General features: G+C 70.8%; 11 protein-coding genes and 1 pseudogene. 6 read left to right on the top strand and 6 right to left on the bottom strand.

The annotated features are described in order from the left end of the window. Nucleotides 1-24 precede the first annotated feature (24 nt). Genes ABFX45_RS18445 through ABFX45_RS18430 form a run of 4 tightly spaced genes read right to left on the bottom strand, consistent with a single transcriptional unit; the run spans nucleotide 25 to nucleotide 3,793 of the window. Entirely contained in the window at nucleotides 25-621 is a 597-nt protein-coding gene (locus tag ABFX45_RS18445; protein WP_109638464.1) for a GTP-binding protein, read from the bottom strand. After that, entirely contained in the window at nucleotides 602-976 is a 375-nt protein-coding gene (locus tag ABFX45_RS18440; RefSeq protein WP_109638463.1) for a DUF742 domain-containing protein, read from the bottom strand. The genes ABFX45_RS18445 and ABFX45_RS18440 overlap by 20 nt, the downstream gene beginning before the upstream one ends. After that, complete coding sequence (locus tag ABFX45_RS18435) at nucleotides 973-1,413, bottom strand: roadblock/LC7 domain-containing protein (RefSeq protein WP_204760285.1); 441 nt, start codon at nucleotides 1,411-1,413, stop codon at nucleotides 973-975. The genes ABFX45_RS18440 and ABFX45_RS18435 overlap by 4 nt, the downstream gene beginning before the upstream one ends. A gap of 31 nt (nucleotides 1,414-1,444) precedes the next feature. Beyond that, a complete protein-coding gene (locus tag ABFX45_RS18430) occupies nucleotides 1,445-3,793 on the bottom strand; it encodes a sensor histidine kinase (protein ID WP_346131343.1) in 2,349 nt (782 codons plus the stop codon). 858 nt (nucleotides 3,794-4,651) lie between these two features. Here ABFX45_RS18430 and ABFX45_RS18425 point away from each other — a divergent pair. Genes ABFX45_RS18425 through ABFX45_RS18405 form a run of 5 tightly spaced genes read left to right on the top strand, consistent with a single transcriptional unit; the run spans nucleotide 4,652 to nucleotide 13,004 of the window. Beyond that, on the top strand, nucleotides 4,652-5,953 hold the full coding sequence (locus tag ABFX45_RS18425) for a helix-turn-helix domain-containing protein (RefSeq protein WP_346131341.1): 1,302 nt from the start codon (nucleotides 4,652-4,654) through the stop codon (nucleotides 5,951-5,953). Between the two features lie 22 nt (nucleotides 5,954-5,975). After that, nucleotides 5,976-6,953, top strand: a complete 978-nt coding sequence (locus tag ABFX45_RS18420) for an AAA family ATPase (RefSeq protein ID WP_109638460.1) — start codon at nucleotides 5,976-5,978, stop codon at nucleotides 6,951-6,953. 5 nt (nucleotides 6,954-6,958) lie between these two features. Continuing rightward, nucleotides 6,959-8,098 carry a DUF58 domain-containing protein gene (locus ABFX45_RS18415; RefSeq protein WP_346131338.1) on the top strand — a complete coding sequence of 380 codons (1,140 nt, stop codon included), beginning with the start codon at nucleotides 6,959-6,961 and terminating at the stop codon, nucleotides 8,096-8,098. Further along, nucleotides 8,095-10,329 (top strand): transglutaminase TgpA family protein, encoded by a 2,235-nt coding sequence (locus tag ABFX45_RS18410; protein WP_346131336.1) that lies wholly within the window; start codon nucleotides 8,095-8,097, stop codon nucleotides 10,327-10,329. Before ABFX45_RS18415 ends, ABFX45_RS18410 begins: the two co-directional genes overlap by 4 nt. Then, nucleotides 10,326-13,004, top strand: a complete 2,679-nt coding sequence (locus ABFX45_RS18405; protein ID WP_346131334.1) for a PKD domain-containing protein — start codon at nucleotides 10,326-10,328, stop codon at nucleotides 13,002-13,004. Before ABFX45_RS18410 ends, ABFX45_RS18405 begins: the two co-directional genes overlap by 4 nt. Nucleotides 13,005-13,009: 5 nt before the next feature. On the opposite strand, the gene ABFX45_RS18400 is transcribed toward ABFX45_RS18405, so the two are convergent. Then, nucleotides 13,010-14,398 carry a toll/interleukin-1 receptor domain-containing protein gene (locus tag ABFX45_RS18400; protein WP_346131332.1) on the bottom strand — a complete coding sequence of 463 codons (1,389 nt, stop codon included), beginning with the start codon at nucleotides 14,396-14,398 and terminating at the stop codon, nucleotides 13,010-13,012. Between the two features lie 51 nt (nucleotides 14,399-14,449). Further along, on the bottom strand, nucleotides 14,450-14,629 hold the full coding sequence (locus ABFX45_RS18395; protein ID WP_346131330.1) for a hypothetical protein: 180 nt from the start codon (nucleotides 14,627-14,629) through the stop codon (nucleotides 14,450-14,452). Between ABFX45_RS18395 and ABFX45_RS18390 the strand changes: the two are divergent. Further along, nucleotides 14,598-15,335: pseudogene (locus tag ABFX45_RS18390) on the top strand (IclR family transcriptional regulator); the annotation flags it as partial. The gene ABFX45_RS18395 and the pseudogene ABFX45_RS18390 sit on opposite strands and share 32 nt — an antisense overlap. Between the last annotated feature and the right edge of the window lies 1 nt (nucleotide 15,336).

Raw genomic sequence — 15,336 nt, 5'->3', positions numbered from 1 at the left:
AGGCCGGCGGTCACAGCTGAGAACTCAGGCAATTGCCGCGTGGTCGAGCTTGCTCATCGCATGCTCGATCACGCGGGCGAGCACCACCTTGCACGACTCGCGGTCACGCGCGTCGCACAGCACCAACGGCACGTTGGTGGTGACGTCGAGCGCGTGCCGCAGCTCGTCCTCGGTGTAGGAGTGGCTGCCGTCGAAGCAGTTCACCGCCACCACGAACGGGATGCCGCGGCGCTCGAAGAAGTCGATCGCCCCGAAACCGCTGTCCAGCCTGCGGGTGTCCACCAGGACGACCGCGCCGATCGCGCCGTGGGACAGCTCGTCCCACATGAACCAGAAGCGGTCCTGGCCCGGCGTGCCGAAGAGGTACAGCACGACCTCGGGGTTGATCGTGATGCGGCCGAAGTCCAGCGCGACCGTCGTCGTGTTCTTGCCCTCGACGCCGGCCAGGTCGTCGATCTCCGTGCCGGCCTCGGTGAGCAGCTCCTCCGTCCGCAGCGGCGTGATCTCGCTGACCGCGCCGACCAGCGTCGTCTTGCCGACGCCGAACCCGCCCGCCACCACGATCTTCACGGACGAGGGGACGAGCAGTTCTTCTCTCTGCTCAGATCGCACGGACACCATCAAGCACCTTCTGCAGTAGGTTCAGATCCGGCCCGGTCGCCAGCCGCGACGGATCGCTGGTGATGACATCGCCGCGCTGGATCAGGTCACTCAGCAACACCTTCGCAACGACGAGCGGCGCGTGCAGATACGCGGCGACCTCCGCCACGGACAGCGGGGTGCGGCACAGTCGGATGATCTCCTGGTGCTCCACGGAGAGCGAACTGGGGTCGGTCGACGTGCGGATCGACCGCACCTGGGTCGCGAGGTTCAGCCGGCCCCACGTGGGCCTGGTCCTGCCGCTCACCAGGGCGTAGGGACGGACCAGCGGGCCCGCCGCCTCGTCGTACCACCAGTCCGACGACCGGGAGCTCATGACAACCCGAGCGCGTTGGGGAGCCGCGGCGACGCGAGTGTTCGAGGCGCTGTCGACAGGTAGCTCCCCACGCGCTTCACGAGCATGTTCATCTCGTAGGCGATCATGCCCATGTCCGCGTCCTCGTCACCGACGACCGCGAGACAGGCACCCTGGCCCGCCGCGGTGACGAACAGGTGAGCGCGCTCCATCTCCACGATGGTCTGCCGGACCTGACCGCCGCCGAAGTGCCTTCCGGTGCCGCGGGCGAGGCTCTGGAACGCCGACGCCATCGCCGAGAGGTGGTCGGAGTCGTCCTTGGACAGTTCGGGAGAGCGAGCGAGCAGCAAACCGTCCGCGGAGAGCACCACAGCGTGCCTGGCACCGACCACTCTGGCGACGAGGTCGTCCAGCAACCAGTTGAGCTCGGGGTGCCCGCCGGTCAGGTCGTCGTCCACGTAATAGCCCTTTCGGTGTTCAGCGGTGTCATCACGGTTCGACGTCGTCATCGGCCCGGCGGGCATCACGCGTGCCCTGCTGGAAGGCCGACATGCCGTCGCGAGTGCGTTCCGCCCGTTCCTCCGTGTCGAACTCGGCGAAGTCGGGCGTGGGCCGGTGATCGTCGTTCGCCAGCTGGGGCACGAGGTGCTGCTGACGCCTGCGGCGGGGCAGCTCCGGCCGGGCGTCCTGACGCGCCGCGTCACCTTCCCGGTGGTCTTCTGCCGGCCACGGGCCCGCCGGGTGGTCGGCTGTGGGCAGCACGCCGCCGATGCTCCCGCTGTCGGGATCGCTGTCCCGGCGGGAGCTCCGGTCGTTTCCCACTCCTCCCCCTGCCCAGAACTCGTTCAGCTCGGAGCTGGGCCGCGCGTCGAGCACCACGTCCTCGGCGGCGTGCGGGAGGGCGGTCTGGGCGAGCGTCTGCTGCCGGAACGTCGGCTTGGGCATCTGCACGGGATCCGCGGCGTCCACCGCACCCGCCTCGCCGACGATCAGCTCGGACGGGACGAGCACCAGCGCGATCGTGCCGCCGGACGAGCAGTCGCGCAGCTCGACCCGGATGCCTCGGCGGGCGGCCAGCCGGGCGACGACGAACAGGCCGAGGCGGGACTCGCCGCGCAGCCGCATGGCCTCGAAGTCGGGCGGCGCGGCCAGCATCTGGTTGTGCAGCTCGCGGTCCTCCGCCTTGATGCCGAGACCGTGGTCCTCGATCTCGATCACGAGACCCTGCGGCACCTCGCTGCTGTGCACCTCGACCTGCGAGCGCGGAGAGGAGAACGACGTCGCGTTGTCGACGAGCTCGGCGATCAGGTGGATCACGTCCGCGACGGCGGCACCGGCGAGCGCCACCTCGGGCACGGGGTGCACCTTCACCCGCGCGTACTGCTCGGTCTCCGCGACGGCGGCGCGCACCACGTCGAGCATCCGGACCGGCTTGCGCCACTGCCGTCCCGGCTGCTCGCCGGTCAGGATGATCAGGTTCTCGGCGTTGCGCCGCGCGCGGGTGGCGAGGTGGTCGAGCTGGAAGAACGCGTCGAGGTGGTCGGGGTTCTCCTCCTCGCGCTCCAGCTTGTCGAGGATCTTCAGCTGGCGGTGCACGAGACCCTGGTTGCGGCGCGCGATGTCGAGGAAGACCCGGTTCACGCCTTCACGCGTCTGGCTCTCCTTCACCGCCGCGGCCACCGCGGTGTACTGCGCGGCGTTGAACGCGTCGGCCACCTGGCCGATCTCGTCGTTGCCGTAGTCCAGCGCGGGCACCTCGTGCGCCACGTCGACGTGCTTGCCGTCGCGCAGCCGCTCGACGATGTCCGGCAGCCGCTCGTGCGCGAGCTTGAGCGAGTCGCTCTTCAGGTTGTTCAGCCGGACGATCAACGCCTTGTTGACCAGGCGGCTGGAGATGCGGACGGCGACGAAGATTCCGATGATCACCGCGACCAGTGCGATGAGACTGCCGATCAGCACCGTGGTGAACTTGCTCTCGCCGTTGGACATCGCGATGTTCACGGCGCCGTTGGACTGCTCCTGCACCATCGTGGTCAGCTCGGCCGACACCGCGCGGCTCGCGGCCTCCCAGTCGGGCAGCCCGACCGACTGACCGATGGGCCGCTCCGCGTTCTGCAGCAGGCGGTTCTCCAGGGACACCAGCTGCTGCCACTGGGCGCTGCCGGTGACCGTCTTGTAGTGCTCACGCACGTTCGGCAGGGCGTAGGGCTCGATCGAGTTGAGCGAGGACCGGTACGCGCCGACGAGGTAGACGAACTCGCGGTGCTCCTCCGGCGTGAACTTCCCCGCCGCCAGCGCTCCGGCCGCGACCGAACCCGACCGCGACATCGAGTCGGCCGCCTGGAAGTACTGCACCGCGGCCAGCGCGCCCTGCACCGTCTCGGCGTCCGGCACGATGCGGGCCTGCGTGTTGAACAGCGCGGCACCCGCGTCGAGCACGCTGTTGTAGTAGCGGTAGATCTCGGCCTTGGACGCGGTGCCGGCCTCGAGCGCCGCCCGCTGCTGCGGCAGCTGGTCCAGCAGCCCGTTGAGCTTGCCGATCCCGTCGGCGACCTCCTGCGGCGCCTGGGAGGCGAGCTCGGTGAAGGCCGTCCTCATCGTGGCCAGGTCCTTGTCGGTCTCCTGCTGCTGCTTGATCAACGCGGACGTACCGGAGCCGGGCCGGCTCAGGCTCGTCATGCTGAGCTCGCGTTCCTTCTGCAGCGATGCGAACGACTGAACCGCCGGAATCGACGCGTCTTTCACACCGGAGGCGACCAGCTGAAGGTACAGCCCTTCGAACACCGTATAGGACGAGAACAGCGCCCACATGGCCAGAAGGACGATGCTGGGAACCACCACGACACCAGTGAGCCGAGAACGAATTGTCTTGTAATTCGTCTCAGGCACGGTCTTCAGCTTCACAACGCTCCACGACCACGCGAATTGGCGACGGAAAGATAGCATCGCGCGATCGAGACGATCAACAGCGATGATCTTGGGGGGCGCGTAGAGACTACTCAGTCCGATGACCATCGCAACACCCCCGCCCCTGGTTCCGGTCCTGGGCGGCGAAGCGTTGTTGTGGTGCGTGAACACGCTCTCGCAGGTAGATCGGTCACGGAAGGTCATTGCGGGCACGGGATGCCCAGCTGGGCTTTCTCCAACCGCACCCGACAAACGCACTGGTGATTGGCGCGAACTTGACAGAACGTGAGGAGTCTTCTAAGCGAGAACGGAGTGCGCCCCGTCGTCGCTTTCCGTCACCGTTTCTTATTCGTAAATTCGCGGCCGCGACTTGCGTGAGTCCTGCGACAGGCAGTGGGAGCGAGCCCTCCTCAGGAGGGCGCACCCGTCCAATCCCTGTTCACGGCGACTCCCCCCTTTACACGTGGCAGCAGGACCGGACCACTGGGCGAACCCAGTCCTGCTGCCACCCCCCAGAACCCGACCGTGACGCTGAGCGTCTCCGTCGTGCCACCAGCATCACGCCGCCAGGAGCGGAACGGCAGGGGTCTCCCGTCTCCCGGTGGCGAAGGCGACGGGAGACGCCTGGGAATCGGATCGGCGGCCGATCACACTCGGTCCGTGCGGCCAGAGGTCAGCCCTCGCCGCTCCGGGGCTGGGCCCACGACCAGGGGCTCAGTAGTCTGCAACGGTCGATTCACCGGCCGCGGGCACGCGCTGCGCTCCGGTGGCGGATGGGGGCGGGGGCTCATGGCTGAGCAGTCGGATGTCTTTGGGGTGGAACTGCGGCGCCTGCGCACCGCGGCGGGCCTGTCGCTGGCGACGCTGGCGCAGCAGGTCCACTACAGCAAGGGCTATCTGGGCAAGATCGAAACTGGCATCAAGCAACCAGGTGTTGATCTGGCCCGGCGCTGCGACGCGGTTCTCGGAGCCGGTGGACGTCTGGCCTCGCTGGTGGACCAGCCCGCTCCCGCGAGCCCGCCGGCAGCCGTCGCGGCCGACGGCGACGGCGAAGTGTGGGTGATGAGCATGGCTCCGGACGGATCGAGCTGGATGGTTCCGATGCCTCGGCGTGAGGCGATCGCGACGGGCGCGGCCTCGCTGCTCGGGCTGACGCTCGGGGCACCGCGCAGCGCCTCGGCGGCCGCGGCGCACGACGGCACGCTGATGGCGTTCCGCTCGTTGTTCGCCCAGGTCAGGCAGCTGGGGCAGACGACGAGTCCCAGCGTGGTGCTGCCGATGGTGACCGTCCACACCCACACCCTGCGCGGCATGGCGAACGGGGCGCCCTCCCCGGTCCGCGAGCAGCTGCTCGGGCTGGCCGCGCGCTACAGCGAGTACGCGGGGTGGATGGCGCAGGAGGCCGGTGACGACAGGGCCGCGATGTGGTGGACCCGCAACGCGGTGGAGATGGGCGCCGCGGCCGGCGACACCGAGCTCGCCACGTACTCGCTGATCAGGCAGGCGCTGATCACGCTCTACCGCGACGACGCCGTGGGCACGATCGACCTGGCCCAGCAGGCGCAGGCGGCACCGGGCACATCGCCGCGGGTCCAGGGGCTCGCCGCGTTGCGCGAGGCGCAGGGCCACGCGCTGGCGTGCGACTACGACAACTGCCAGCGGGCACTCGACCGCGCCGCCGCACTGCTCGACGAGGCGGACACGTCGAGCGGCATGGTGATCGGCTCCGCCTCGGTGAGCGGGGCCGACCTGAACAGTCTCGTCGCGGCCTGGTGCCTGCACGACCTCGGCCAGTCGCGCCAGGCGGCGGATGTGCTGGACCGGCAGCTCGCCCTCGTGCCGGAGACCGCCCACCGCACCCACGCCCGCTTCGGCGCCCGCCGCGCCCTCGCCTACGCCGCGGCGGGCGACATCGACCACGCGAGCGCACTGACCGCGAAGGTCCTCGACGCCGCCGACCTGGTCGACTCGGCCACCGTCCGGCAGGACCTGAAACGCCTGGCCCGCCTGCTCGGCCGCGAACGCGATCACGCCGCCGTCCGCGACGTCCACCCCCGCCTGAACGCCGCCCTCCGCAGCCCTGTTCTCTGAACGACGGACCGATCACTGATGTATGCACGATGGGGGCGATGAGGTGTCCGATGCCGCGATCTTCCAGCGCAGGTTCGAGGCGCTGGCGGCGAACGTCGAGGACTTCATCCGAGGCAAGCCCGAGGTGGTCCGGCTGGCGCTGGTGTGCCTGCTGGCCGAGGGACACCTGCTGATCGAGGACGTGCCGGGCGTGGCGAAGACGTCGCTGGCCAAGGCGATCGCCCGCTCGGTGGCGGGTGCGGAGGTGAAGCGCATCCAGTTCACCCCCGACCTGCTGCCCTCCGACGTCACCGGCGTGCAGGTCTACGACCAGGGCCGCTCGCGCTTCGAGTTCCGGCAGGGCCCGGTCTTCACGAACATCCTGCTGGGCGACGAGATCAACCGCGCCTCGCCGAAGACCCAGTCGGCCCTGCTCGAGGTCATGGCGGAAGGCCAGGTCACGGTCGACGGCCGCCCGATGGCGGTGCCCTACCCGTTCCTCTGCATCGCCACCCAGAACCCGGTGGAGCACCAGGGCACCTACGCCCTCCCGGAAGCCCAGATGGACCGGTTCATGATGCGCGTCAGCATCGGCTACCCGGAGGACCTGGCCGACGAGGTGAGCATCCTCGCCTACGGGGTGACGCGCCGCCGTCCGGAAGAACTGAAGTCCGTCATGGAGCTCGACGACCTCCGCCTGATGATCCGGGCCGTCCGCGACCAGCGCGTCGCCGACAACCTCCGCGAGTACGTGGCCCGCCTGATCCGCGCCACGAGGGTGCATCCCGACGTCGAACTGGGCGTGAGCCCGCGCGGCGGCATCGCCCTGGTGACCGCCTCCCAGGCCTACGCCCTGGCCGCCGGCCGCCCCTACGTCACCGCCGACGACGTCAAGGCCGTGGCCGTCCCGGTGCTCAACCACCGCCTGCTGCTCACCCCGGAAGCGCGCATCCAGCAACGCACCACCGAGTCGGTGCTCAACGACGTCCTGGCCGGCGCGCCGGTCCCGGCAGGCCGGTGAGCGCTGTGCTGACCAGATCCGGGGCCTGGACGGCGGCTGCCGCCGTGGGCCTGGTCGCCCTCGGTACGTGGACCGACTACCCGGAACTGGTGACGCTCGGCCTCGCCGCGGCGGGTGCCCTGCTGGTGGCCGCCGCCTGGCTGGTGGCGACACCCCGGCTGACGGTGGTGCGGGAGGTCCGGCCGAGACGCGTGTTCGAGGGCGGCGCCGCCCAGGGCACGCTGACCGTGACGAACGTGGGCAGGCGCGGCAGCCCTCCGCTGCTGGTCAGCGAGACGATCGGCGGACACCGCACCACCGTCGCGGTGCCCGCGCTGACGGCCGGCCACAGCTGCACGGTCTCCTATCCGCTACCGGTGGCACGGCGCGGCCGCTACGTGATCCCACCGGTCGCGCTCGGCCACTCCGACCCGTTGCGGCTGCTGCACCGCGGCCGCGCGTGCGGGGGTGAGCTGGTCGTGCACGTCTACCCGCGCGTGCACCTCCTGGCCACGATCACCGCCGGCGGGCCGCAGGACACGGACGGCCAGACGACCGGCAACGCTCCGCTGGGCGGCGCGGCGTTCCACAGCCTGCGGGAGTACACGCCGGGCGACGACTGGCGACGCATCCATTGGGGCGCAACGGCTCGCACCGGCACGGTGATGACCCGTCACGTGGTGGTGCCCGACGAGCCGCGCCAGCTGGTCGTGCTGGACACCAGCTCCGCGTCCTACCACGGTTCGCTGTTCGAGGACGCCGTCCGCGTCGCCGCGTCGTTCTGCGTGGCGGCCGAGCGATCCGGGCTGCCGCTTCAGCTGCGCACCACCGGTGCGGCCGAGAGGGAGTCGAGCGGTACCGCGCTGGAGTTTCTGTCCACTGTGGAGCCGGACAGCGCCGATCGGGGACTCGCGGCTCTGTCCGGCCTGGTGCGGGACGTCGTCTCCGACACGCAGGGCGTCGCACTCGTCATCGTCACCGGCCGCTTGGACGCCGACGCCACGCAGCTGCTGATGTTGCTGCGCCACAGGTTCCTCTCGGTCAGCCTCGCGCAGCTGGTCTCGCCGGACTCCGCCCTCCCGCCGCGGCCGCGCGGTGTGCTCGCGGTCGCCGCGCCGAGCAGCGAACGGTTCGCCGCCGGCTGGAACCGGCTGGTGCTGCGATGAACTGGCGGAGGTTCGCACGGAGTGGCCCGGTCGCCGAGGTGGTGCTCGCGATGGTGGCGTCGGCCGCCGGAGCGCTGGTGTACCAAGGCTTCTTCGTCACCGACGAGCACCTCCTCGTGCTCACGCTCGCGTGCCTCGCCGGCGGTGTGGCGGCCACGCTGGGCCACCGGCGGGCGTGGGTCACACCGGTGCCGGCGGTCGCGGGACTCGGCCTGGTCCTGGTCTACGGCGTGTTCGGCGGCGACAGCTCGGCCGTCCTCGACGGCGTGCGCGGCAGCTGGCACCGCCTGCTCACCGTGACCGTGCCCGCTGACACGTGGGGCGAACTGCTGGCGGCACCGACGCTGGTGGCGTGGGCGGCGGCGTTCTCGTCGGTCCTGCTCGTCCTGCGGACGCGGAGCGCGCTGGCGCCACTCCTGCCGCCTCTGGCGGGCTTCCTGTTCGCTCTCTTCGTCGTCGGCAACCAGACAGGCGGGCACCCGTTCGCCACCGTCGTGTTCCTGGTCGCCGCGCTGATCCTGACCGCGATCCGCACCCACCGCGGCACCGGAGACGGCGCCGTGCGCCTCGAACGCCGGTCGTCCAGAACGGTCGCCGCGTTCGTGGCCGCGGGCTCGATGGTCGCCGCCAGCACGGTGTTCGGCGTGGCGGGCGGACAGATGCTGCCCCTGGCGTCCGGCGAGCACCGGTTCGATCCGCGTGACCTGCTCGCACCGCCGGTCGTGCACGCCGACGCCCTCACCCCGCTGGCGCAGCTGAAGAAACAGCTCAACGAGAACCCGCCCCGCCCGTTGTTCACCGTGCGGACGACCCCCCAGTCCGCCACGCAGATCGACCGGGTGCGCACCGCCGCGCTGGACGCGTTCGACGGCACCACCTGGACTTCGACCGACACCTATCGCGTGGCCGGGAGCCGCCTCTCCGTCGATCCCGCGCTGGTGCGCCGCAGGCCCGTGACGGCGCGCATCGAGCTGCAGGAGCTCTCCGGCCCGTACCTGCCGGTCATCGGCTGGCCATCCCGGTTGCACGTGCCCGGCGAGACCAGGGGCCGGTTCGGGTTCGACCCGGACTCGGGCGTGGTGGTGAGCACCGGCCACACCTCGGCGGGGTTCAGCTACGAGGTCACGGGCGAGGTCCATTCGTGGGACACCGACCTGGCAACGGCCGCGACGACGGCGACCCGCTCGTCACCGCTTCCTCCCGGTGTCCCGGAAGCCCTGCGCACGCTGGCCGCCACGGCTGTGCAATGGCACGACAGCAGGCTCGCGCGCAACCGGCTCGACGCCCTGGAACAAGAGCTGCGGAGCAAGCCCTACCTGATGAATCGGCCACCGGGGCATTCCTACGCCGCCATCGCCCGCGCGCTGGCCGAAGGGGACGCGGGCGGCGGGTACGCGGAGCAGTACGCCGCGGCGTTCACGGTGATCGCCAGGATGTGGGGGTATCCGGCCAGGGTCGCGGTCGGATACCGCTTGCGCCCCGCCCGGAACGGGGTCTTCCAGGTCACCACCGCCGACGCCCACGCATGGTCCGAGGTGCACTTCGCCGGGTACGGCTGGATCGCGTACGAACCCAGCTCCCTCGACGACACGAGCACGGGGAACCCGCCGTCGGAGGCGCCCAGGGTGGTCCCGCCACCGCAACTCTCGCCGTCGCCCACCACGCCGTCGCCCGCACCGCAGGCGGAGGCGCAGCCCGCCGATGCGCCGGACGACCGCAGGTTCCGCTGGGACAACGTCCTGAACGGGACCTTCGTGCTGGTGCCGTCGGCGGTTCTGCTGGTGCTGCTCACGGGTGGACTCGTGGTGCTCGGCAAAGCCCGTCGCCGCAGACAGCGGCGCCGCGCTCCCGACCACGCGGTACGGGTGATCGGCGCGTGGCACGAACAGCTCGACCGGCTGACCGAACGAGGCATCTCACCGCCGGTCTCGCTCACGTTCCACGAGGTGGCTCAGCACGTGCGCGACAGGCTCGGCAGCGCGGCGAACCCGATCTCCGCGACCGCGGAACTGGCGACCAAGGCGATCTACGCGCCGGAACAACTCGACCGGCCGGACGCCGACCAGGCCTGGGAACTGGTGGAACGACTGAACGCCGAGCTCTACCCGGGACGCATGTCCGCGGCACGCCTTCGCGCCGCACTGGACCCACGTCCGCTGTGGACTTCGTGGATGGTCACGCGACGCAGGCGACAGGCAGGCGAAAGCCTGGAAATGGGGCGATACAGATGAAATCGAGAGACATCGGAGTCGCGCTCGCCTCCGTCGCCGTGATCGCGGCGGCTGTTCTGGTGGCAGGGCCGGGTTACGAGACCTCACAGGCGCGGATGTACTCCGGCGCGGCCTGGCTGCCGTCCGGCCAAGTCGGCGAGGTGACGCTGGTGAACGGCGCTTCCGCCGAGGTGACGGCCCGCGTGCCGGTCGCAGGCGCGGGCGCGGTGCTGAACGTGGCCCAGCAGGCCGGCGCCGCCTTCGTCCTGAACGAGCAGACCGGTGGGTTGAGCCGCATCGACACCGCCACCGAACGGCCCACCGCACCGGTGCCGGTTCTCCCCGCGAGCGACGGGCTGGTCGTGCTGCCAGCTCCGGACACGCTGCACGTGGTCGATGTCCGCAGTGGAATGACTGCCTCCGTCGACCCGGCGACGCTGACGCCACGAGGAGAACCGCGGCGGCTGGCGGAGGCGATCAGGCCGGGCAACGTCGGTGTCGACGAGAACGGGCGGTTGTGGGCGATCGACGACACGACCGGTGACCTGGTCTGGCTCAGCGACGGGCAACGACGGACCCGTTCCGCCGCAACGAAGAACGGTCACCTGACGATCACCGACGGCCGGCCTGCGCTGGTGGACCCGGAGCGAGGCGCAGCCGAGTTGCTCGACCCCGAGACCGGTGAGGTGGCGAAGTCGGTACGGCTTGACGCGCGTGTTGACGACACGGCGGTGATCGGAGGTTCCACCGGCCAGGCGCGAGTGCTCATCGCGACCGGCAGCCGGGGCCAGCTGGTCTCGTGCGCGTTCGACACCGGCTGCACCGAGCCCGTGCCGGTCAGCTCCGCGGGCGCGGAGCTCGGGACGCCGATCGAGGTCGGCAACGACGTCGTGGTTCCCAACCACTCCACCGGGCAGGCGACGATCGTCGATGTCACCACCTCCCGGGTGGTCGCCCAGCGCCAGCTGTTCGACAAGCCGACCCGGTTCGAGCTGGTCGCCAGGGACGGCATCCTGTTCTTCAACGACCCGAACGGCGACAAGGCCGGGGTGCTGGACCTGGCGGGCGACGTCCGGACGATCACCAAGTACACGGACGGCCCCACCACGGACGAGGCCCCGCCCGCACCGGATCCGCGGGCGCAGGCGACGAAGATCGACCACCGGGCGCAGCAACCGGGCCTGGGACTCCCCGTCCGGGCGAGCTCGACGCCGCGGGCGAACCCACCACCGCGGGCACCGGAGATCATCCCGTCCATCGTGGTCCGGCCGGGCAATCGCGGTGTGGTCGGAGACGAGTTCGAACTGACTCTGCTGCTCCGGCCCGCTGCCACCGCCACCACCCGCTGGTCGTTCGGCGACGGAACGGAGGCTGCGGGCGCCACCGTCCACCACCGCTGGCACCAACCGGGCAGCTTCACCGTCCGTGCCACCGCAACCCTCGGCGAGGGGCGCACAGCGGAGTCGGAGACGGTGGTGACCGTGGTTCCGGCAGAGGCGCCGCCGGGCATCAGCCGGATCGACTTCCGGCGGCCACGGCCGGTGGTCGGCGAGTCGGTGCACTTCAGCGCGGACACCACGGGGCGAGCCGACCGCTGGCGGTGGACCGTGACCAGACCCGGCACGACCACGCCCGTGGTCACCGCGGACACAACCGAGTTCGACCACAGGTTCGCCGCGCCGGGTGTCTACACCGTCTCGCTCACCGTCACGAGCGGCACGCGGACCGCGCAGTCGTCCCGGCAGCTCAAGGTTTCCCGGGGCGCGGTCAAGGCCTGGGGCTCCAACCTCGCGGGCCAGACGGATGTTCCGCTCGCGGCGTCGAGTGGCGTGGTCGCGATCGATGCCGGGGCCGACCACAGTCTGGCGTTGAAGGCGGACGGCTCCGTCATCGCCTGGGGCGAGGGCGGACTGGGGCAGACAGACGTGCCGCTGGCTGCGACCAGCGGAGTGATCGCCATCGCCGCCGGCGCCAGCCACAATCTGGCGTTGAAGGCGAACGGCTCCGTCATCGCCTGGGGCGACGACCAGTACGGCCAGTCGACCGTTCCGCCTCAGGCCATGCACGACGTGGTCGCGATCGCCGCCGGCGGCGGCCACAGCGTGGCGTTGAAAGCGGATGGCTCCGTCCTCGCCTGGGGCGACAACTTCGTCGGCCAGCTGGCCGTTCCGCAGGAGGCCCTGAGCGGCGTCACCGCGATCGCCGCGGGCGGCAGCCACAGCCTGGCGCTGAAGAGGGACGGCTCCGTCCTCGCCTGGGGCAGCAACTTCGCCGGTCAGTCGACCGTTCCGCAGGAGGCCCTGACCGGCGTCACCGCGATCGCCGCCGGCACCGGCCACAGCCTGGCGCTGAAGCCGGGTGGCTCCGTGATCTCCTGGGGCCGGCCCGGATGGCCTGCCATGGCGGAACAGCCGGAGGCCGGCCGCGGAGCGGTCGACCTGTCTGGGGGTGTCCAGCACTCCCTGGCGACGATGGCGGACGACGAGCAGGAAGTACCGCCCGCAGCCCGGACCGGCGTCATCTCGTTCTCCACCAACTTCGTGCACAGCCTCGCTGTGAAGACGGACGGCTCCGTGGTCGGCTGGGGCAGCAACGTGGACGGAGAGGCGTCGCCACCACCCCAGTACAACCGCGGCGTGCTGGCCGTCGCCGCCGGCTGGCACTTCAGCCTGGTCGTGGTGGAAGGCCTCGACTGACGGAGCTACGAGTAGCGGGCACGGGTGGCCTGGCGCAGCTCGCGCCAGGCCACCGCGACCCGCTCCGGGTCACCGCCGAACGCCCCGGCCCGCAGCAGTGCGGAGTCCGCGTTGAGGCGGGCGATGTTGCGTTCGTAGATGACGTCGTCGACCCGGTCGAGGCGCACGGCGAACTCGCCGAGCGAGGAGAACGCCCCGTCGTGCAGCTCCAGCAGGCTGCGCAGGAACTCGTAGTCCGCGAACGCCCATTCGAACGCGCTGCCGTCGACGACGTTGAAGAACACCCGGCTCAGCACCTGCCGCAGCTGCACGCTCAACGCCTGATGCGGCGGTGTGCCACCCCACGCGGGCAGCGCCGCAGCGTGCCGCGGGTCGACCACGTTGCGCAACGCGAGGAGGCGCAGCACCGGCGTGGACCGGCCGTCGGCGCCGATGACCGAGGTCTGGCAGAGCAGCCGGTGGACGAGGTCCTCCCGGCCCGCCTCCACCGCGGCCACGCCGATCACGTAGACCAGCAGCAACGCAGGGTAGGCCACGGCGTTGACCCACACGTCCTGTGCGCCGCGGTGCTGCGGCGAAGGGCGCAGGAAGCGTTCGGCCAGCATGATCCACAGGTCGTCGTGCCGCCGGTCGCCGGAGCGCACGCCGATGGCCACCAGCCGCAGCAGTGGTGCCAGGTCGTGCTCGTAGCCGGTGAGCCGTTTCTCCAGCTCCGCGGGAAGTTCGCGGTCGTCGAGGTGACCGGAGGTGGGGTAGCGCGCCTCCGTCAGCAGGTCGAGCACCGCCGCTGCCGCCGCCTGCACACGTTCGCTCACCGACTGGCCCACGGGCTCGGTCAGGGCACGCCGGAACTCGGTGACGGTGCTGCGCAGCTCGCCCTCGGCCGGCCGGTGCTCCCGCGCCACCGCCGGCGCCGCCTTCGCCGTGACCAGTTCCGGTACCAGCTCGACCAGCTCGTCCACCAGGCGCGGGAGGTCGAGATCGTCGCTGCGGTGGTGGATGCGCAGGTACTGGCAGCGCGCCAGGCGCTTCAGCGCGTCCGGCAGGTCGGCTTCGGTGAGCGGGTCGATGCCGTCCATCAGCACGGGGATGACGCGCAGCCCGTACTGGAAGGCCTCGGTGATCTCGCGACGCACCCAGTCGTCGGCCTTGTCGAGTCTTCGGACGCCCTCGCGATCCACGGCGCCGACCCAGCGGGGGCCGATGAGCGCCAGCAGCACCTCGCACCGGCGCAGCCCGCTCAGGATCTCGCGGGAGAAGTCCTCGCCGAGGCGGATCGACTGGCTCGCGTAGAACACCTGGTCAGCACCGAAGCGCGCGCTCAACTCCCGCTTCACCAGGGCAGCAGCCCATTCACCGTCTCCGGTGCGGTAGTTGACGAACACGCCAGGCATTGCCCAAACCCTCTCATGGGGAGCTCTGGCGTGGAGATTACTGATCGCCGGTCAGCTGGTCCGGTGGACCTCGGTGATCTCGCGGCTCTCCTCGGCCAGCGCCTTCTCCGCGAACATGGTCGGCGCGCGCCAGTGCTCGTTGCGGACGGTGAGCTCGCCGGTCTTGTGGTCGCGGCCGGAGTCGATGTTGGAGTGGAGGATGCCGGTGCCGCCGAAACCGACCCACCACACACGGGCCTCCGACACGGTGGAAGATGACGAGGTGAGCGTGCCCAGGCGAGGCCGGCCCACCGGTCCCACCGGGCCGGTGATCGGCCGTGCGCTCCAGCTGCTCGGCGCGTTCGACGCGGAGCACCGCGAGCTGACGCTGAGTGAGCTCGCCCGGCGGGCGGGCATGCCGTTGTCGACCGCGCATCGGCTGATGCACGAGCTCTGCGAGTGGGGTGCCGTCGAACGCGGTGGCGATGGGCTGTACCGGATCGGCCTGCGGTTGTGGGAGCTCGGCTCGCTCGCACCGCGTGGTCCCGGCCTGCGTGAGACCGCGCTGCCGTTCCTGGAGGACCTCTCCCTGATCACCAGGGAGAACGTGCAGCTCGCGGTCAGGGAGGGCACCGAGGTCGTCTTCGTCGAGCGGATCGCCGGATCCGGCGCGGTGCCGGTGCTCACCCGCGTCGGCGGCCGGTTCGCGCTCACCGCCACCGGTGTCGGCCTGGTCCTGCTCGCGCACGCGCCCGTCGAGGTGCAGGAAGAGGTGCTGGGCGGTTCGATCGACCGGTACACCGAACGGACCGTCACCGATCCCGCACAGCTGCGCCGGATGCTCGCCGCCGTGCGGTCGAACGGCTTTTCGATCAGCGACCGGCAGGTCACGATGGACGCGCTGTCGGTCGGCGCGCCGATCCACGACCGGCGCGGCCAGGTCGTCGCCGCGGTGTCGA

The sequence above is a fragment of the Lentzea roselyniae genome, from assembly GCF_039537795.1.
GTDB lineage: Bacteria > Actinomycetota > Actinomycetes > Mycobacteriales > Pseudonocardiaceae > Lentzea > Lentzea atacamensis.
The sequence above is the reverse complement of the archived record's forward strand: the minus strand, read 5'-3'. Positions and strand labels throughout refer to the sequence as shown.

Excerpts from the sequence above, each read along its gene's own strand:
- ABFX45_RS18420 (WP_109638460.1), top strand. The coding sequence starts at position 5,976 with ATGCACGATGGGGGCGATGAGGTGTCCGATGCCGCGATCTTCCAGCGC.
- ABFX45_RS18410 (WP_346131336.1), top strand. The coding sequence starts at position 8,095 with ATGAACTGGCGGAGGTTCGCACGGAGTGGCCCGGTCGCCGAGGTGGTG.
- ABFX45_RS18405 (WP_346131334.1), top strand. The coding sequence starts at position 10,326 with ATGAAATCGAGAGACATCGGAGTCGCGCTCGCCTCCGTCGCCGTGATC.
- ABFX45_RS18445 (WP_109638464.1), bottom strand. The coding sequence starts at position 621 with ATGGTGTCCGTGCGATCTGAGCAGAGAGAAGAACTGCTCGTCCCCTCG.
- ABFX45_RS18425 (WP_346131341.1), top strand. The coding sequence starts at position 4,652 with ATGGCTGAGCAGTCGGATGTCTTTGGGGTGGAACTGCGGCGCCTGCGC.
- ABFX45_RS18400 (WP_346131332.1), bottom strand. The coding sequence starts at position 14,398 with ATGCCTGGCGTGTTCGTCAACTACCGCACCGGAGACGGTGAATGGGCT.
- ABFX45_RS18440 (WP_109638463.1), bottom strand. The coding sequence starts at position 976 with ATGAGCTCCCGGTCGTCGGACTGGTGGTACGACGAGGCGGCGGGCCCG.